This window comes from Stutzerimonas stutzeri (assembly GCF_051028275.1).
Classification (GTDB): domain Bacteria; phylum Pseudomonadota; class Gammaproteobacteria; order Pseudomonadales; family Pseudomonadaceae; genus Stutzerimonas; species Stutzerimonas stutzeri_AS.
Window position 1 is genome coordinate 1,546,390 of sequence record NZ_CP069269.1, and the last position, 15,032, is coordinate 1,561,421.

A 15,032-nucleotide genomic window follows, 5' to 3' on the forward strand; every position below is an offset into this window, starting at 1 on the left:
TCGTTGCATCGCGAGCGACTGACCGGTGTACCGTGGGGCTGCTCAATCGGCGAGCTATTTCAGCCCGCCCCGGCCGCTTTCGTAGAGCGGTCATAGGACGGGCCTAGACGATTCAGCTGGGCTGAGTCGTCCGGTTGCCCATTTCGATGAGCTTCGCCACGGTCCGTTGCTCGCCCGGCAGAAGACTCTGCACCGACTCGCGTGCCTTCATCCGTGCGTAATGTGCCGACAGTGCGGGCCAGCGCCCCGCGTCGATCACTTCCCTGCCATGTTCCATGTTGATCAGCTGGCAGGCGATAGCAATGTCAGCCATTGAAAGCTGATTGCCGACGAAATAGTCGTTTCCGCCCAGTTGGCGCTCCAGGTAATTCAGGTGTGGGGGCAGTTTGTCATTCAGTGCGGCCTGAACCTTGTCTTCGTTGCATGGCTGGCCCAAGCTTGGCTTCAGCACACGATTGCGGAACACACCAAAGGTCGTCAGCGGTGCTAGCTCATAGTCGGCATATTTTTCCAGCCAACGTATAAGGGCGCGGTCGGTCGGGGTTTCTCCGTAAAGGTGCGCGGTCTCTGCATACGTCTCTTCAAGGTACTGACAGATAACACTGGAGTCGGCCAAGCTGAGTTCTCCATCCTTGATGGCGGGAATACGGCCAAGAGGATTGAGCTGCAGATACCATTCGGGAGGGGTGAATGGCATAACGACTTCAAGCTGATAGTCCATGCCTTTTTCCTGCAGGCAGACACGGACCTTGCGGACGAAGGGTGATAGCGGGGCACCGAATACGGTTATGGGCATAACGTGTTCTCCACGGCAAAGCGGTAGGCTGCAGCCGGACGTTCGCTAAGATTGCTCATGCGTCGTCTTCCTTTGTCCGGTTTCAGTAGATATTGTTTTTCTTCCAATCGTCTTCACTTTCGAGACTCTTCAAACCCTCGGCCAGTGCGCTCGGTTCGTCAAGCTTCGGTTGCTGCTGGGTGTGCTCGAGTTTGTTGGCGTGGTTGTAACTCGCTTCGAGTTTCGCAAGTTGGGTTTGAAAATCGGCCGGGTTGGCTTGTTTTCGGATGTATTGGATGCCGCGCTCGAAGGCGAGACGTGCCTTATGCGCGCTGCCCTGCTGGAGCGCCATTTGGCCAGCATTGCTGAAATATTCGACGTGGAGCATGACCATCATCCGCTGTATTTGCCGAATCCATCGTTTAGCAGTAGTCGCGTCCAGCTGGTTTTGTTTGTTGGCCCAAACGATCAGCCCATGCAGGTCCTCGATAAGCAGGCGAATTTCTTTGGCCTGGGCTTCGGTCACGACCTTGACTGGTGAGTTTTCAACGGGGATGTCCTCACCTTTGGCCACAGCGCTACGCAGAGCGTTGACTCGGGATTCGAGCGTGGCGTTTTTCTTATCTTGAGCCAGCAGTTGTTCGCCAACTGCAAGTTCCAGGCGTGACAGGAAGAGCTTGAGCTCCGGTGACATCATCTGGCCCGGAAAACCATCCGAGAGTAGGGCGCATCGGCGCATTCTGTCGCTGAGCTCGGCACGAATGCGTGCCTTCTCCAGGCTGTTCTTTTCGACGATCTGATTGATGACGCCGATCGCGATCAAGATGAACAGGCCAGCTATGACCAATCCGGTAATCAATACTGGGGACACGAGACGCACCTCTCTGACCGGGCGATTTTTGCCGAGTGTAGAGCGTTAGATAGCAAGCTGATAGCTCAGCGCAAGCTGGACGTTAGCTTGATAAATTTTTTATAGATCGTGCTTGACGACCTGTCTGGACCTCCCTAGAATGCGCGCCACTTGCAGCGTGAAGCACAAAGCGAAGCGCTGAAAGCCGGAATAAAGCAATCGCTTCCGGGCAGCGTCCCCTTCGTCTAGTGGCCTAGGACACCGCCCTTTCACGGCGGTAACAGGGGTTCGAGTCCCCTAGGGGACGCCATATTTGCGGGAATAGCTCAGTTGGTAGAGCACGACCTTGCCAAGGTCGGGGTCGCGAGTTCGAGTCTCGTTTCCCGCTCCAAATTTGCGTCGACATCTTCTAATCGAAGATCTTGAAGCACCGAGAAAGCGACCTTAGGGTCGCTTTTTTCGTTTCTGGTCAGTCTCCATACTTCTGTCGGCGTGAAACGTAGACGAGTGTTGTTTGTTCAGGGAAAAAGGGTTGCGCCCTCTTATCGCATGACACTTGGCTAAGATTTCGCTTCGAAGAAGTAATCGCTGCTTGTTTTACAACCAGACGGCAGCTCGAATGTCTCGTAGTCGCTAACCAGAGTCTGCCCAAAGCTTCTTGTCCGTGTATTCGAGTGCGGTTTGTCGCCAGTTGACGGTCTATCTGGGCGCTAACTAGGGTTGGTGTTGAATCATCCTTCATCCGTCGGGTTCAAAGAATGAACCCACCTTCTCAGGGCATGCCTGTCACGGCTATCGCCCCGTTTGAAGAGGTGGCTGCGTACCATCGACGTTCTTGCATTCAGGATCTGGTGATTATGGCGTCAACCGTTCAAAGCCCTGTTGCCACATTGCGCTCCGTCTGGCTTGCTCAGGCGCAGGCCAGCCCGTGGATTACGTTCAGCCTCGTCCTAACCGCGGTCGCGGTGCTGCTTTTGATTGTCGCGGGCGGGATCAATGCGTTTCAAAGTGGTGAGGCGAGCAACCTTCGCTATGCACTATTAGGGGGGAGCGCCGGTTTCGCCGCGACTGCTGTTGGGGCGGTTCTGGCAATTGGTCTTCGTGATGTTTCTATCCGGGCTCAGGACAGCATGCTCGGTTTTGCTGCAGGGATGATGCTGGCAGCAAGCGCATTCTCGTTGATCTTGCCGGGCCTCGAAGCTGGGCGTGAATTGTTCGGAAATGGCCCGGCTGCGGCGTTGACCGTTGTGGTTGGGCTTGGGCTCGGTGTTTTGCTAATGCTTGGCTTGGACCACTTCACGCCGCACGAGCATGAGAGCACCGGTCCCCGGGGGCCGGAGTTCGCGAGGCTCAACAGGGTTTGGCTGTTCGTCTTGGCGATCGCGCTCCATAACCTGCCCGAGGGCATGGCAATCGGCGTCAGTTTCGCCAATGGCGATCTGAATGTCGGACTTCCGCTGACCACTGCAATTGCGATTCAGGACATCCCTGAAGGGCTCGCCGTTGCGCTTGCGCTACGTACCACGGGCCTGTCGGCGAAAGCTTCCGTGCTGGTTGCTGCAGCGTCTGGGTTGATGGAGCCGTTAGGCGCGCTGGTGGGGATCGGAATGTCCAGCGGCTTCGCTATTGCCTACCCGGTCAGTCTGGGGCTTGCCGCTGGCGCCATGATTTTCGTGGTGTCTCATGAGGTCATCCCGGAAACACACCGCAACGGCCACCAGACGCCCGCTACGCTCGGGCTGATGCTGGGATTCGCCGTGATGATGTTTCTCGACACCGCGTTAGGCTAATTGGTTTAGCTCCGGGCCCCGGCGGTGTCTGAGTTACGCATTGCCCCGACAAGCCGCTCGGGGTTAGCTCAGATATTCTCCAATAGCCTGCGCGCTGCTTCCTGGCCGCTGAGCCATGCGCCTTCCACCCGACCGGATAGGCACCAGTCACCGCATGCGTAAAGGCCCAGTCCAGCGTCGGCCAGAGCACCCCATTCGTGCGCTTGGGCGGGGCGGGCATACAGCCAGCGGTGCGCCAGGCTGAACTCTGGTTCTGGCACCACGCTGTCGATCAATTCGGCGAAAGCGCCATGCAGGCGCTCGATCACGGCTTCCTTGGGCAGGTCGAGATGTTGACGGCTCCAGCTGCCGGTTCCGTGAAGTACCCAGGTATCGAGCCCAGTATCGCGCCCCGGTTTGCTGCGGTTGCGCGCAATCCAGTCCAGCGCGTCGTCCTGAACGAAGCAAGCTTCGACCTGTGTACTCAGCGGTGTGGCAAAACCCAGCGAGACCGCCCAGGTTGGCTCCATTGGCACGCTGGCTGCCACGGCGGCAAGTTTGGGAGTGGTTGAGAGCAGCGCTGCAGCCTGAGGCGCGGGTGTCGCGACAATCACTTTGCTGAACGGACCGTGGCTGTTTCCGGCGGCATCGATCAGTGTCCAGAGTTGTTCGCCGCGAAAAACTTCAGTAATGCGGCAGTTGAACTCGACGGGCAGGTCACTCAGCAACCCGCGCGTAATGGCGCTCATCGTAGGCACGCCGACCCACCGTAGCTGCTCGTCTGCAGATGGGGTCAGTTGTCCGGCGCGAGACTGGAACAGATTAGGGGACCACTGATCTACCCAGCCCCTGGCCCGCCATTCAGTAAGAATCTCGGTGAAGCGCCGGTCGCGGGCGGTGAAGTATTGCGCACCCATGTCGAGCGAGCCTGCGTCGCTGCGCTTGCTGGCCATGCGGCCACCGCTTCCGCGACTTTTGTCGAACAAATGGACCCGCTGTCCGGCATCGAGTAGCGCGCGAGCGGCCGAAAGCCCCGCTATTCCGGTTCCGATAATGGCGATTGGAGCCTGGCTCATGATTACCTCGTGTACTGGTGCCATCAGCCGCAAACAGTTGGTCGCGGTGCGATCTCATGACAAGCGTTCAATAGTGGTTGATCGTCTCCATCCTCGGACAGACGCGTGTCTTTGGCTAGAGGGTTTCGACGAATGCGGCGAACGGTTTACCGCGTCAGCGGCTGTCCTGCGCTTGCTTTGCCGTGTGCGACGCATCGGGTCCCGTGGCTGCCAGTCGCCGGTGGTTGTAAGTTGCTGATAAGCCGGTACAATGGCGCCGCTCGCCGCCAGGCGGGTTTGTCATGGTGGGCCCTGCCGGTCCCCCCGCAACGATCAGCCGTGAACCCGGTCAGGCCCGGAAGGGAGCAGCCGCAGCGGTGACATTGTGTGCCGGGGTGTGGCTGGTAGGGTTCACCTCCATGACGATAGCTCGTTGTTTTTGTTCGGTTTTTCGCTCTCAGCCATCTAGGTGGTCCAAGGAGTGATACAACCGTGTCGTCAGTCCCGTCTTATCTTCTTCTGTCTCGTCACTCGATTTACTATTTCCGAATAGTGATTCCTGACGTCATTCGCCCGTTGTTTCCTCAGCGTGAAATCAGGCGTTCACTCCTGACTCGGTGTCGACGGGAAGCTCTGCTGCGAAGTCGTGAGCTTCTTCTTCAGGTGCAGTCGTTGTTCACGGATGCGTTCCGAGGCCTCAGGCCCTCCATAGAGCACTTGAAAGGGAGCTGGGAGCTTCAGGGCAAGCGGCTCGCCTGTTGGTCGTCCTGGCTGCGCCAGCAGCAGCTCGTACACCATTTCGAACATGGCCAGGAGGCCTTACCGCTTCCCCCAGCTCAAGGTCATGTGCCTGCCCCTGCGCTCACTCAACAGAAGCCTGTCGTCTCGCCAAGCCTGTCGTCGTTGGCCAGCTCGTATTTGGCGCAGCAGGAGCGGGAGGGCGTGGCCCCTAAGACGCTGCAGGACAAGCGTGCCGTGGTGTCCCTGCTCGGTAAAATAGTTGGTGACCTTCCTGTCGCACAGATCACCAGGAAGGAAGCTCTCCTGTTTCGAGAGACCGCGCTGAAGTTGCCCCCTCGCTTAGGTCAAATCCAGGACCTTTCACTGAACGAAATAGTTAGCTCCGCTTCCGAGACCATCAGCGTTACCACGTTCAACCACTATGTGAAGAACCTTACGACGATCTTCTCCTTCGCCATCCAAGAGGGGCATTGCGAGAAGAACCCTTTCGAGGGTTTGAAGGTGCGCCAGCGGAGGAAGACGAACGAGGAGCGCAGCGCATTCAGCGCTTCTGATCTGAGGCTTCTCTTCAATCGGGCTACTTACGAATCGACCTCGACCGATAAGCCGTATCGCTACTGGTTGCCGCTTCTTGGTCTTTATACTGGGGCTAGGCTCAACGAGTTATGCCAGCTTTACCTGGACGATATCGTCAATCGGGACGGCATCGATTGCATTCATTTCCGGCAAGGAAGGGCGGACCAGAAGCTTAAGAATGTTACTTCGGAGCGGCTGATACCGATTCACGGGAAGCTTGTAGAGCTTGGGTTCAAACGGTTTGTTGAGCGTCAGCGCGAGCTTGGCGCGCTTCGCCTTTTCCCTGAGATTGGCTGCCACAAGATGCATGGTTATGGGGCGGTGCCGTCCAAGTGGTTCGCCCGTATACGACAGCAGCTAGGGCTCCGAGAGGGCGGAGTGAGAAAGGACTTCCATAGCTTTCGACACACACTAGCTGACCACCTAAAGCAGAAGGGCGTAACGGAATCGCTCGTAGCGGGGTTGCTTGGTCATCAGGCCGGGGGAATAACATTCGGGCGCTACGGCAAGGACTACCGACCTGAGACGCTGTTGCCCGTAGTGCAGGCGGTCACTTTGGAATCGTTTTAGGCACAGCCATAGTTGGCTCCGTGCACCCTATAGCGGAACAGCTAACGCGAGTTCCGCTCTAACTAGGGCTATTAGTTCAGGTAGGAGAATTTTTCATTTCGTACATCAATTTACCTAGCAACTGAGGCGCTCCATTTGATGAGCTGACCTTTTGCCGTAGCCCTTGTAGGAGGATTTTCTATTTCTCCCAAAGAGTTCAACATCAAAGCTAGCTCCACGTCCGATGGTGTCTCTTTTGTCAGCTTCACCCCCTTTCGTTTTAGGTATTCCTTAGCATTTCTCCGTGCAACAATATCCGCACGGGCGGACGGCATTGGAGATTTTGTTCCGTGCGCTGCCTTCCACTGCTTTTGCGCACCCTTAATTTTTATAAGGATCTGCGCTCCCCATCGCCCTTGAGCAGTGCTTGGTAAGTAGTCCTTTCTGGCTTCCGCCCAAGCCAACATGTCGTATATGAAACGGACTTCTTTCTGTTCGAGCATTTGAGCCCAAGGGAAATGGCCGCCTTTCATGTTAACTAGCTTTTGGAACTCGGCAATGATTGGGCTTATGGTCTTGGTAGTAAACGTCTTGTCTGCTTTTCGTTTCTTTGGCATGGCTCATCTTCAACGAGTTTCTATGTTCGAGGAAGATGAATATCACAGTTGTAACGCTTTGTGTGATAGTTGCGCAGGTGCAAGAATTAAAGATTATATGTAAGTTGATTTTTATATGTTTAACTCGGTCAAGCAAGAATAAAAAGAAGTGCTGAGCATATACATTGCAACTTTGTCAGCTAGATTTAGCTGGGACTTATTCATCCCCGAATCGTTAGAAGTTCGTCCCATCGCGTCGTATAGCACTGGCTTTTCATGTCACGCCGCATGCCCCAGTCGGGCACAATGGGAACGCTGCCTAGGCGGACTGTCCCACGACCTTCACGGCGGTTGATGACGTCTATAACAGCCATCAGCTGCTCGCTACTTCGTCGTGGCGTCACCTGCTAGCGACCTTCCGGCCTTCCAGCTCCGAACGCTTTCAACACTTCTAAACAGGCATCGGCGCAAAAGGAACCGACTGAGCGAAATTGCTCAATAGGTGACCTTCGCAAGTGGCAGCTAGCGGCCAGAAGCTGCCATTCAATCGTTGAAGTGCCGAAGCCGCTGAAGCGGCTGGCTTGGGCTATTCGGTCACGGCTACGTGAGCGGCCACTGCTTCAATTGAGTGGGATTGCTGAATCTGTTCCTGCTTGAGCAGCCGATGAACGATTCGATGGCAGTTGGCGCACAGGCACTGCAGGTCATCGAGCCGAGTCTGTTGCTCGGCGGCCATCTCGGAAACCTGCACCTTGTCATGGTGCACCTCAATACAGGCCTCTCCAGCGTCGCCATATTTTTCAATAGGATCCAGGTTGCATCGCTCGCAAAACAGCCGCCCGTGATCCGTTCGGAACTGATCCTTCTTGGCTTTTGCCAAGCCAGTCCCTCGCTCCTTTCGAAGATGCGTTACCAGCTTCGATTGTCCCTCGGACCAGACACGGTCCTCGTAGGAAATCTGCAGATCTGGCGTGGGTAAAAGCTCTCCCTTCGGCACGATCAAATAGCCTGCTTCCGTGAGGAGCTCGAAGCAGGGGCTTCCTACTCCTGCCGTAAAGTGCTTTGGCTGCACCTGGAAGCCCAGCGCCAGAGTGGCAGCCAGGCCGAAGACTGCTTTGGGAGGGAGTCGAGTTTCGCCCTCAACGATTAGGTCATAGTCTGTCGAAGGCCCAAAACCTGGAGCCTCTACGCCGCCAAGCATGTCCTGAACCGCCTGCCAGATGTGGCGCGCGGAGACCTTACGGAGCTGCTCTGCCGGCAAACGAGCGAGAGCCCTTCCGGGCCTATGGCCGGTCGAGTAAGACTCCGAGAGGCGCTGCACCTTGTCCGCAGCCTGTCCGGACAGTTCGAGCAGCAGGTTACCTAGCTGGGCCGAAATTGCGGCCAAATAGATGCTCTGGTTGCCGTCGCCGTTCTTCTGTAGAGGCGAGTACTTCTCCGGCAGCATGCCAGATATCTCGGCCAAATGATCTTTGGGGCGAATAGGATTATCCAGGTGCGTCCAGTCGATCGGCACCTGCCACCCCATATCATTCCAAGTATCCCCCGCCGAGCCATATCCAGCAGGCTTGGCCGCGTCGGTGTAACTGCTGCGAGCGACACCAATCGCTTGGATCAACGTGTCGGCATAGGAAATGACGATATCGCCAGGGCATACAAGCGTCAGGTTAATGTAGGCCTGATTGCGCACACCGCCCTTCTTTTCACGAGGCGACCAGATATAACCCTCGTTGAGCTCTACCCGGCTGGTCTGCTTGTGGTTCACCCACCAGAATCCACTAGGTCGAACGGGGCTACAGTTGGCGCAGTGTCGAAGTGGCTGGTGATGCTCTGCCAAACACCAAGCTTCCAGCTCATCGAGATCCGCAGAACAGACCTTGTAATAATCGCCGGTAGTGAAGTTCTCACCGCGCTTGAGGAAGCTACAGGAGGCAATGTGTGCCAGCGGATAGTTCGGTAACGAATGGCGCTTATCGAGATTGGCAACGAAGCCAGATGGGTTGTTGGCCAACCACTGCAGATATTCGCCTTCCTGATCCTTGAAATCCTGCATACCACCCCCTGCCGATAGAGGGAGCAAAGCTATCTTGCCTGCCAGGCAAAGCCAACATGCGAAGTACACAAGGGCAGCAAAAAGTCGGGCCTAAGCCGAATAGCTACCCATATCCGGCTCAGCTTCCGTGATTGTCCCCTTTTGGCCGAAAGCGGACAGTGACGCTTCCTCAAATTGCTCGTCATCTTCAGCCGGGCTCTGGAAGCCGGTAATACGGAGTTCTGCGCACTCATGGCTCAGGTTGTGAAGGCGGTCAAGGCGCCCAAGGAGGGTAAGGGACATAGTCGGGACTGCTCAAAGGACTGTATGCTTATACAGTGCACGCTGAGCTACTAGCCCGACAATAGCTTGCCGTCGACAACCTCCCATGCCAAGGACGCACTGATGCTCCGCTGTTTGTTTCTCCTGCTACTGCTCACAATCGAGTCGGCCGTCGCCGCTTCAGCCCCAAGGACCTTCGCGGAAGCCAAGAAAGCTGCTTGGAAGCTCTACGCCGGCAATCCAGTCGAGTTCTACTGCGGCTGCCGTTACAGCGGTAACAAGGTCGACCTGAAGAGCTGCGGCTATGTGCCTCGAAAGAATGCTCAGCGGGCCGCTCGGATTGAATGGGAGCATGTGGTCCCCGCCTGGGTCATCGGTCATCAGCGGCAGTGCTGGCAAAAGGGCGGACGGTCGAACTGCTCGAAGACCGATTCGACATACCGGATTGCGGAGGCCGACCTGCATAACCTCGTCCCCAGCATTGGAGAGGTCAATGGTGATAGGAGCAATTACGGCTTTGGGTGGCTACCACAGAAGCCAACGCAATACGGGGCTTGCCCAATGGTGGTTGACTTCAAGGCCCGCAAGGCGATGCCCCGTCAGCAGGTGCGCGGGATGATAGCTCGGACCTACTTCTACGTGGCTGAACGCTACGCGCTGCGGCTGTCGAAACAAGACAGGCAGCTATATGACGCCTGGGACAAGGCATACCCCGCACGCAGTTGGGAGCTGGCCAGAAATCAACGGCTGGCCTGCGTGATGGGACACGGTAACCGTTTCGTTGGGCCCGTCGACCTTAGTGCGTGCCCCTAGCGAGGTCTGTTATGTGTGGTGGAGTCGAGGCTCGCGAAGCCGAGAAGGCGTTCAAGGTGTACTTCCCGAGTCCCAAGGCAGCGTTCCCGGTGGTACTGGTCGACGGTGGTGAGCTTGGCTGGGTCCGCTGGGGCAAGCGCGAGGGCGAATCAGGCATCGGTCCGAGAGGCGGCTGGGCCAAACTGGAGACCATCGAGCGCGGCGGGTGGGACAAGTACCGACCGAGGCCAGCACTCGGGTTGGTCGACCGATTCATGGAAAAGGATGGTCAGCGGACGTCTCATTGGTTCGACGTCCCCGACGGCTACGCTCTGCGCTGTCTCGTGACGGGCGAAGGTGACGACCAGCGGGTGTTCGTAGTGACCAGCAGTCCGCCCGAGGAGTACGCCTGGGTTCACGACCGATGGCCTCAATTGGCCCTGCTCTGACAACAATGCAGACAAAACTGCAGGTGGACGTACATGCATACGAGAAGCCCTCGCAGGAGCTTCCCGTATAGTCATTCGGCTGTGGCCGGTATCCGGCTTCGGACCCTCTTCTTGTAGCAGCCGATGTTCGCCAGCCGGTCAGCTCGTTCGTTGTCCTCAATACCGTTGTGGGCTTTGACCCAGGCTACGGTCATCTCATGGACACCCCGCAGGCGGACCAATTCCTCCCACAGATCGATGTGAGCGACAGGCTTCTTATCAGCTTTCCTCCAGCCCCGTTCAATCCATCCGTCGAGCCACTTGTTGAACGCATTCGCGATGTATTCGCTGTCGGTGAAGACCTCGATTATTGCTGGGTTACGGATGGCCTTGAGTGCTTCGACGATAGCTAGTAACTCAGCTCTCCCATTGGTCTGCGGCTGCTCTTCGGGTACGGGACCAGCAAGTTCGAGGACGTCACCTTCGGGGTTTCGCAGGATAGCTCCCCATCCTGCGCGGGGAAATAGACCTCCGTTACCGAGACAAGCCCCGTCGGTGTATATGGTGTAGCTGCGTTGGTTTGACATGGTAGGTTTCCTTTAGACGAAGTAAGGCCTTGCCTGACGGGTGCGCCAGGCGTGCCGGGATGGTTAATGACGGAGGCTGCGGTTTGCTGATGAGCCGTGCTAGCCAACTAACTCGGTAGCAGGCGGACCAATTCCCGACATAGATATAGGGTGGTTCACTGGCCCATATCGTCAGCGTCTGAATCACAGCGGGGCGGCAGCTGGGACAATGAGGGGAGACAACAACGAAGTAGTCGGGGCGATAGCCCCCTGAAACGATGCTTGATGAAGGTCAGGCTCTACGGACCCAGACAATAACTGTCGCTCGCTTCGCTCACTCCGTTACTGCTGGCTCACGCCTGCCCCGGCGGGCCGTCTGAGGTTCACAGGCAGATGCGGTCCAACTCAGGGTCGAACATCACAGGCGGCGCAGCTGAGGAATCATTCGCGGCAGCAGTCATCATGAGGGCATCGAGTCGCAGCTGTAACCTGTCAGCGGTCTCCTTGTTGCGCTCGCATCTCGTAATTACCGGCTCTGGGCATGCTTGGCGAAAGCTCAGGGAAATAAGCTCATGAAAGACGGCGGACGGAGACACCTCAGGGAAAGCCGCCAGAAAATCCGCAGTGTATTCATGAGCTCGTTCAACAAGGCTGTGGGCTGCGTTGGTCAGCATGTCGACAGCTGCGCAAGGGGCACGACGAGGAAGCCACTCCGGAAGGAACAATGCGTCCTTGCCTCGGGATTGCGCAGCTTCCTTGGTCTTGTCCTTCAGGTAGCGGAGTTGGTTGTCCGTCATGTTCAATTCGAACCTGCCGGACTCATCGTCGAGACGTAAACCGAAGAGCGCACGAAGGACAGGCCACATTTCAGATTTTCGGACCCCTTCGGGACGAACGCTTAAGTTGACCAGCTCAGAGACAGCTTGTGAGCGGCTGATGGTCGGCCCAACGTCGAACGCAAAGGGATTGTCGTCGCCTTCCGCATCTCCGATCCGTTCTTTGATATTTCGGACTTGCCGACGAGTAATGCCAGCCTGCTCAGCGATCTTTCGCTCCGATAGCCCTGTAAGAAGAAGCCTACCGACTTGCTCTTCGATTTCAGCAACGGCGGTCATTGCGCGTTCCTCAGCGTTATCGGGACGTGAGCACGGCCACCGCTACGATTGATTGGCCCAAGCTGAAGCCAGTACGGCGCCTCTTTGTCGCTAGGAGCCAAATCCAGCAGGTCCCGATCCGTCCAGGTCTGGCCAGCTGTAACGGTCAGCTCCAGAGCCTCGCCAAGCCGGACGTCTCGGCCTTTCTTCCTCGCCAATGCACTGGCCAGTTTGGTCAGCCGCTTGGCATGGTCGCGCCGCATATGGATGTAAAAGCGCACGAGAGGCGCAGGTGTGGTATGTCGCATGGGTAATTTTCCTTTGTGATAGGCAAGCGCAAGCGCCCTGCCTGGACGAATCCGGCAGGGTTTCAGTGAGGGTTTTTGCTGGTGCGCTGGGTTTACGTCAGTGGCTGACGATGGGGTTCAGCTTAGACTGGTGGTAAATACGGCCGAGTCCTGCAGAACCCCAGTAGGTAGGCTGTTATGAGCTGCAGCAGCAGTGTTTAGGTTTTGACCAGCATAACGAGCATGACGACCAGTGCTGGTATGCCGACAAGCAGCCCGGTAGCGATTGCCAGCGGTACAAGGTACGTCAGGTATGGACGCTTGGCGTACCTCAGCTCCCGCTGCAGCCTGCGATTCTCGGCTTCGGCCTGAAGCTTCGTGTTCTGGAGGTTCAACCTGTTGACCTCTCGAATGAGCCGTAGCGATTCATCCGACGAGGTTTCCGGCGGGGCAAACTGAATATCCTGTGAGACGACGGCGTCGGTCATAGCGGGCTCCTTTCAGCGGCATTTGCTTCCCAGATGATAGGACACCAGAACAGCGAATGGCATTTCAAGCCGTGCAGCTCTGCTTAATCGCGTACTGAGACCAGCGCTGTGCATAGTCGTCACTCAGCCATTCAATGGCGCGCATCCGCTTTCATGGTCAGCCGGCCTTCGTGGTACAGGCGAACCAAGAGCTGCTGACCCTTCTCCAGGGCGACGACCTTGGAGCGGCCGTCGTTGTCGAATACTTCGTCGAACAGGACGCCTCGGAACTTGCTGTAAACAGCCCAATTGCCGTTCTGCTTGAACAGGTACTGCATGACCTGGAGGTCTTTCTGGACCTGTTGAGTATCGACTCCTGGGAGCCTTCTGGCGAACTCAACGACGCCCAATCGGTTTCGTTGACCGACAGTGGCACCGACCTGGGCATAGGGCAGCAGTCGGGCCTTAGTCTCGGCCAGGGCCTGACGTTCTTCTTCCAACTGCAGCACCAAGCGGAGGGCTTCGGTGAAGTTTGTCGGGATGGCTGGCTGGGCAACTGCAGCTTCCAGTTCCTGCCAGCGGTCGACCAATCGAGCGGTGAACTCAGGGGAAAGCTGGGCAACGATGACATAGCTGTCGCGCTTGCCGACGTGGAACAACGTGACAGGGCGTCCGATACCCTTTTCCTCAGTCTGAGTAAAAGTCACCAGACCCTTGTTCTGCAGGGTCTCGATGGTCCGTTTGACGTTGTCGTGACGGCAGTCCAGGAGGTCGGCAATCTCGCGACTGCTCATGGTGATAGCCGCATCGGCTTTGATGTTGGCGTTCATGCGAGAGCAGCCCATTTGTGGGAAGTTGACGGGCGCTTCGTCAGCAGACCGGGCGTCCTCCGTGAGGTGCTGCAGATGAGCAATGACCTTCTGGGCCCGCTCAATGCTGCGGAAGAACGGTTGTGATGTGGTTAGAGATGCATGTTTCATGGGTAAGGTTTCCAAATGATAGGCGAACGTTAACGCCCCGCCTGGTGGTTCGGGCAGGTGTCGTAGTCGTCGCAGATAGTGGGGGAGTGCTGTTAGGGCAACAGTGCCTGAAGGCTTGATGGCACCCTTAGCGAAGACTGGCCCTAAATGCTCCGCAGGCTGACAGAGGCGTCAAAATGGCTGCCCTGTAGGCACGCTTAGCAGATAGAGGAACAGCGCTTACGGCTCAAGATTGATGGCTTGATGCCATTTCAGCAATGACTGGCCGTAAATACCCATGAGACGGTTCAAAGCCCCGCCCCTGCTGCTCTGCAGGCTCTTTTGACGGTCGCCGGGGATACCTTCCAGCGTTCGGCTGTTACAGCAATGCTGGAACCTGTGTCCTTCCGCCATGCAGCGATAGCGGCATCGTCGTGCTGCTTGGGGGCTCCCAGCTTACGACCGTCCTGCCTGGCCTTCTCGATGCCGGCCATTTGGCGCGCCTTGATGTTCTCCCGCTCCAGCTCGGCGACACCAGCCAGCAGGGTGAGCATGAGCTTGCCGGTTGGCGTTGATAAGTCGAAGCCTTCACGCAGGGAAACGACGGTGACGCCCTTCTTTGCCAGCGCCTCGACTGTCTCCAGGACGTCGATGGTGTTCCGGCCCAAGCGGTCGATGGCGGCGACGATGACGGTGTCGCCCTTCCTGGCAAAGGTGAACAGCGCCTTGAAGCCGGTCCGCTCCAGGGCCTTGGTGGTGCCGCTGGTTGCCTCGTCGGTGAACCATCCCTCGTCGTTGACCTTATAGCGCTGCCCGATAGCGTGACGCTGGGCCTCGACGGACTGGCCGTCGCTGCTAACTCGGGTGTAGGCGAGGATGGCGGTCATGTTGTCGTGCCCATATGGATCAGAATGTAGGCTCGCAATCTGCATTGAGGCTCATTAAAAGTCAACACATATGATCCATGCTGCAGGCCTCATTCTGCCGTGTCGTCGTGCGGCGGCTTGGCTTAGCTCACAAGGTGTACTTCCTGAGCCAGTCTGGCGTGCTGGTGCTGACCGCCCCCATGAGAGGGGGGTCAATTCCAGAGCACACTTGGTCCTGCCGGGGAGGTGGTAATGATGGTGCGGGCGTATGCAGGCGGTAACGGGGGGGGCGGGGGGGGGGGAGCTAGATTGTGACCTTATTCATAAAGGTCGCTTGGATTTTTCGGC

18 protein-coding genes, 2 tRNA genes, 1 other RNA gene and 1 pseudogene are annotated in these 15,032 nt (G+C 57.1%); 8 read left to right on the plus strand and 14 right to left on the minus strand.

Features of this window, described 5'->3' with window-relative positions; translation table 11 throughout:
• Window positions 1–112 precede the first annotated feature (112 nt).
• Window positions 113–796, minus strand: coding sequence for a glutathione S-transferase family protein (locus JQR87_RS07140; RefSeq protein WP_407291329.1), 684 nt, complete (start codon window positions 794–796; stop codon window positions 113–115).
• Window positions 797–878: 82 nt separating this feature from the next.
• Window positions 879–1,646, minus strand: coding sequence for a hypothetical protein (locus JQR87_RS07145; protein ID WP_407291328.1), 768 nt, complete (start codon window positions 1,644–1,646; stop codon window positions 879–881).
• 213 nt (window positions 1,647–1,859) lie between these two features.
• On the opposite strand from JQR87_RS07145, the gene JQR87_RS07150 reads away from it, so the two are divergent.
• The 3 genes from JQR87_RS07150 to JQR87_RS07160 all read left to right on the plus strand — a co-directional run bounded on the left by JQR87_RS07150 (window position 1,860) and on the right by JQR87_RS07160 (window position 3,415).
• Window positions 1,860–1,935 (plus strand) — tRNA-Glu (locus JQR87_RS07150).
• Window positions 1,936–1,940: 5 nt separating this feature from the next.
• Window positions 1,941–2,016: transfer RNA gene (locus JQR87_RS07155), tRNA-Gly, on the plus strand.
• Window positions 2,017–2,482: 466 nt separating this feature from the next.
• Window positions 2,483–3,415, plus strand: coding sequence for a ZIP family metal transporter (locus tag JQR87_RS07160; protein WP_407291326.1), 933 nt, complete (start codon window positions 2,483–2,485; stop codon window positions 3,413–3,415).
• 68 nt (window positions 3,416–3,483) lie between these two features.
• On the opposite strand, the gene JQR87_RS07165 is transcribed toward JQR87_RS07160, so the two are convergent.
• Complete coding sequence (locus JQR87_RS07165; RefSeq protein ID WP_407291324.1) at window positions 3,484–4,470, minus strand: NAD(P)/FAD-dependent oxidoreductase; 987 nt, start codon at window positions 4,468–4,470, stop codon at window positions 3,484–3,486.
• 292 nt (window positions 4,471–4,762) lie between these two features.
• On the opposite strand from JQR87_RS07165, the gene ffs reads away from it, so the two are divergent.
• Window positions 4,763–4,859, plus strand: an RNA gene (gene ffs / locus JQR87_RS07170) — signal recognition particle sRNA small type.
• Window positions 4,860–5,001: 142 nt separating this feature from the next.
• A pseudogene (locus JQR87_RS07175) lies at window positions 5,002–5,073 on the plus strand (hypothetical protein); the annotation flags it as partial.
• Here JQR87_RS07175 and JQR87_RS07180 read toward each other — a convergent pair.
• Window positions 5,053–5,256, minus strand: coding sequence for a hypothetical protein (locus JQR87_RS07180; protein WP_407297900.1), 204 nt, complete (start codon window positions 5,254–5,256; stop codon window positions 5,053–5,055). The pseudogene JQR87_RS07175 and the gene JQR87_RS07180 sit on opposite strands and share 21 nt — an antisense overlap.
• A gap of 135 nt (window positions 5,257–5,391) precedes the next feature.
• Here JQR87_RS07180 and JQR87_RS07185 point away from each other — a divergent pair, with 135 nt between their 5' ends.
• Window positions 5,392–6,336, plus strand: a complete 945-nt coding sequence (locus JQR87_RS07185) for a site-specific integrase (RefSeq protein ID WP_407297790.1) — start codon at window positions 5,392–5,394, stop codon at window positions 6,334–6,336.
• Between the two features lie 110 nt (window positions 6,337–6,446).
• On the opposite strand, the gene JQR87_RS07190 is transcribed toward JQR87_RS07185, so the two are convergent.
• The 4 genes from JQR87_RS07190 to JQR87_RS07205 form a co-directional block, all read right to left on the minus strand.
• The gene (locus JQR87_RS07190) at window positions 6,447–6,932 is read right to left on the minus strand and encodes a hypothetical protein (RefSeq protein WP_407291323.1); all 486 of its coding nucleotides are present in this window, start codon (window positions 6,930–6,932) and stop codon (window positions 6,447–6,449) included.
• A gap of 200 nt (window positions 6,933–7,132) precedes the next feature.
• Window positions 7,133–7,285 carry a DUF4113 domain-containing protein gene (locus JQR87_RS07195; protein ID WP_407291322.1) on the minus strand — a complete coding sequence of 51 codons (153 nt, stop codon included), beginning with the start codon at window positions 7,283–7,285 and terminating at the stop codon, window positions 7,133–7,135.
• 212 nt (window positions 7,286–7,497) lie between these two features.
• The gene (locus tag JQR87_RS07200) at window positions 7,498–8,964 is read right to left on the minus strand and encodes an HNH endonuclease (protein ID WP_407291320.1); all 1,467 of its coding nucleotides are present in this window, start codon (window positions 8,962–8,964) and stop codon (window positions 7,498–7,500) included.
• A 90-nt stretch (window positions 8,965–9,054) separates the two neighbouring features.
• Window positions 9,055–9,246, minus strand: a complete 192-nt coding sequence (locus JQR87_RS07205; protein ID WP_407291319.1) for a hypothetical protein — start codon at window positions 9,244–9,246, stop codon at window positions 9,055–9,057.
• Window positions 9,247–9,348: 102 nt separating this feature from the next.
• Between JQR87_RS07205 and JQR87_RS07210 the strand changes: the two genes are divergently transcribed.
• Both JQR87_RS07210 and JQR87_RS07215 read left to right on the plus strand, forming a co-directional pair.
• Window positions 9,349–10,038 carry an endonuclease gene (locus JQR87_RS07210; protein ID WP_407291317.1) on the plus strand — a complete coding sequence of 230 codons (690 nt, stop codon included), beginning with the start codon at window positions 9,349–9,351 and terminating at the stop codon, window positions 10,036–10,038.
• Between the two features lie 11 nt (window positions 10,039–10,049).
• A complete protein-coding gene (locus tag JQR87_RS07215; protein ID WP_407291316.1) occupies window positions 10,050–10,466 on the plus strand; it encodes a hypothetical protein in 417 nt (138 codons plus the stop codon).
• Window positions 10,467–10,537: 71 nt separating this feature from the next.
• Here JQR87_RS07215 and JQR87_RS07220 read toward each other — a convergent pair whose 3' ends face one another.
• From JQR87_RS07220 to JQR87_RS07245, 6 genes are all read right to left on the minus strand, one after another.
• Window positions 10,538–11,032: a ribonuclease H family protein gene (locus JQR87_RS07220; protein ID WP_407291314.1), complete on the minus strand. Its 495-nt coding sequence runs from the start codon at window positions 11,030–11,032 to the stop codon at window positions 10,538–10,540.
• Window positions 11,033–11,394: 362 nt separating this feature from the next.
• Window positions 11,395–12,126: a hypothetical protein gene (locus JQR87_RS07225; RefSeq protein ID WP_407291313.1), complete on the minus strand. Its 732-nt coding sequence runs from the start codon at window positions 12,124–12,126 to the stop codon at window positions 11,395–11,397.
• On the minus strand, window positions 12,123–12,413 hold the full coding sequence (locus JQR87_RS07230) for a hypothetical protein (RefSeq protein ID WP_407291311.1): 291 nt from the start codon (window positions 12,411–12,413) through the stop codon (window positions 12,123–12,125). The genes JQR87_RS07225 and JQR87_RS07230 overlap by 4 nt, the downstream gene beginning before the upstream one ends.
• A gap of 197 nt (window positions 12,414–12,610) precedes the next feature.
• Complete coding sequence (locus JQR87_RS07235; protein ID WP_407291310.1) at window positions 12,611–12,880, minus strand: hypothetical protein; 270 nt, start codon at window positions 12,878–12,880, stop codon at window positions 12,611–12,613.
• Between the two features lie 131 nt (window positions 12,881–13,011).
• Window positions 13,012–13,839: a Rha family transcriptional regulator gene (locus tag JQR87_RS07240; RefSeq protein ID WP_407291309.1), complete on the minus strand. Its 828-nt coding sequence runs from the start codon at window positions 13,837–13,839 to the stop codon at window positions 13,012–13,014.
• 287 nt (window positions 13,840–14,126) lie between these two features.
• Window positions 14,127–14,705, minus strand: coding sequence for a recombinase family protein (locus JQR87_RS07245; RefSeq protein WP_407291308.1), 579 nt, complete (start codon window positions 14,703–14,705; stop codon window positions 14,127–14,129).
• Window positions 14,706–15,032 lie beyond the last annotated feature (327 nt).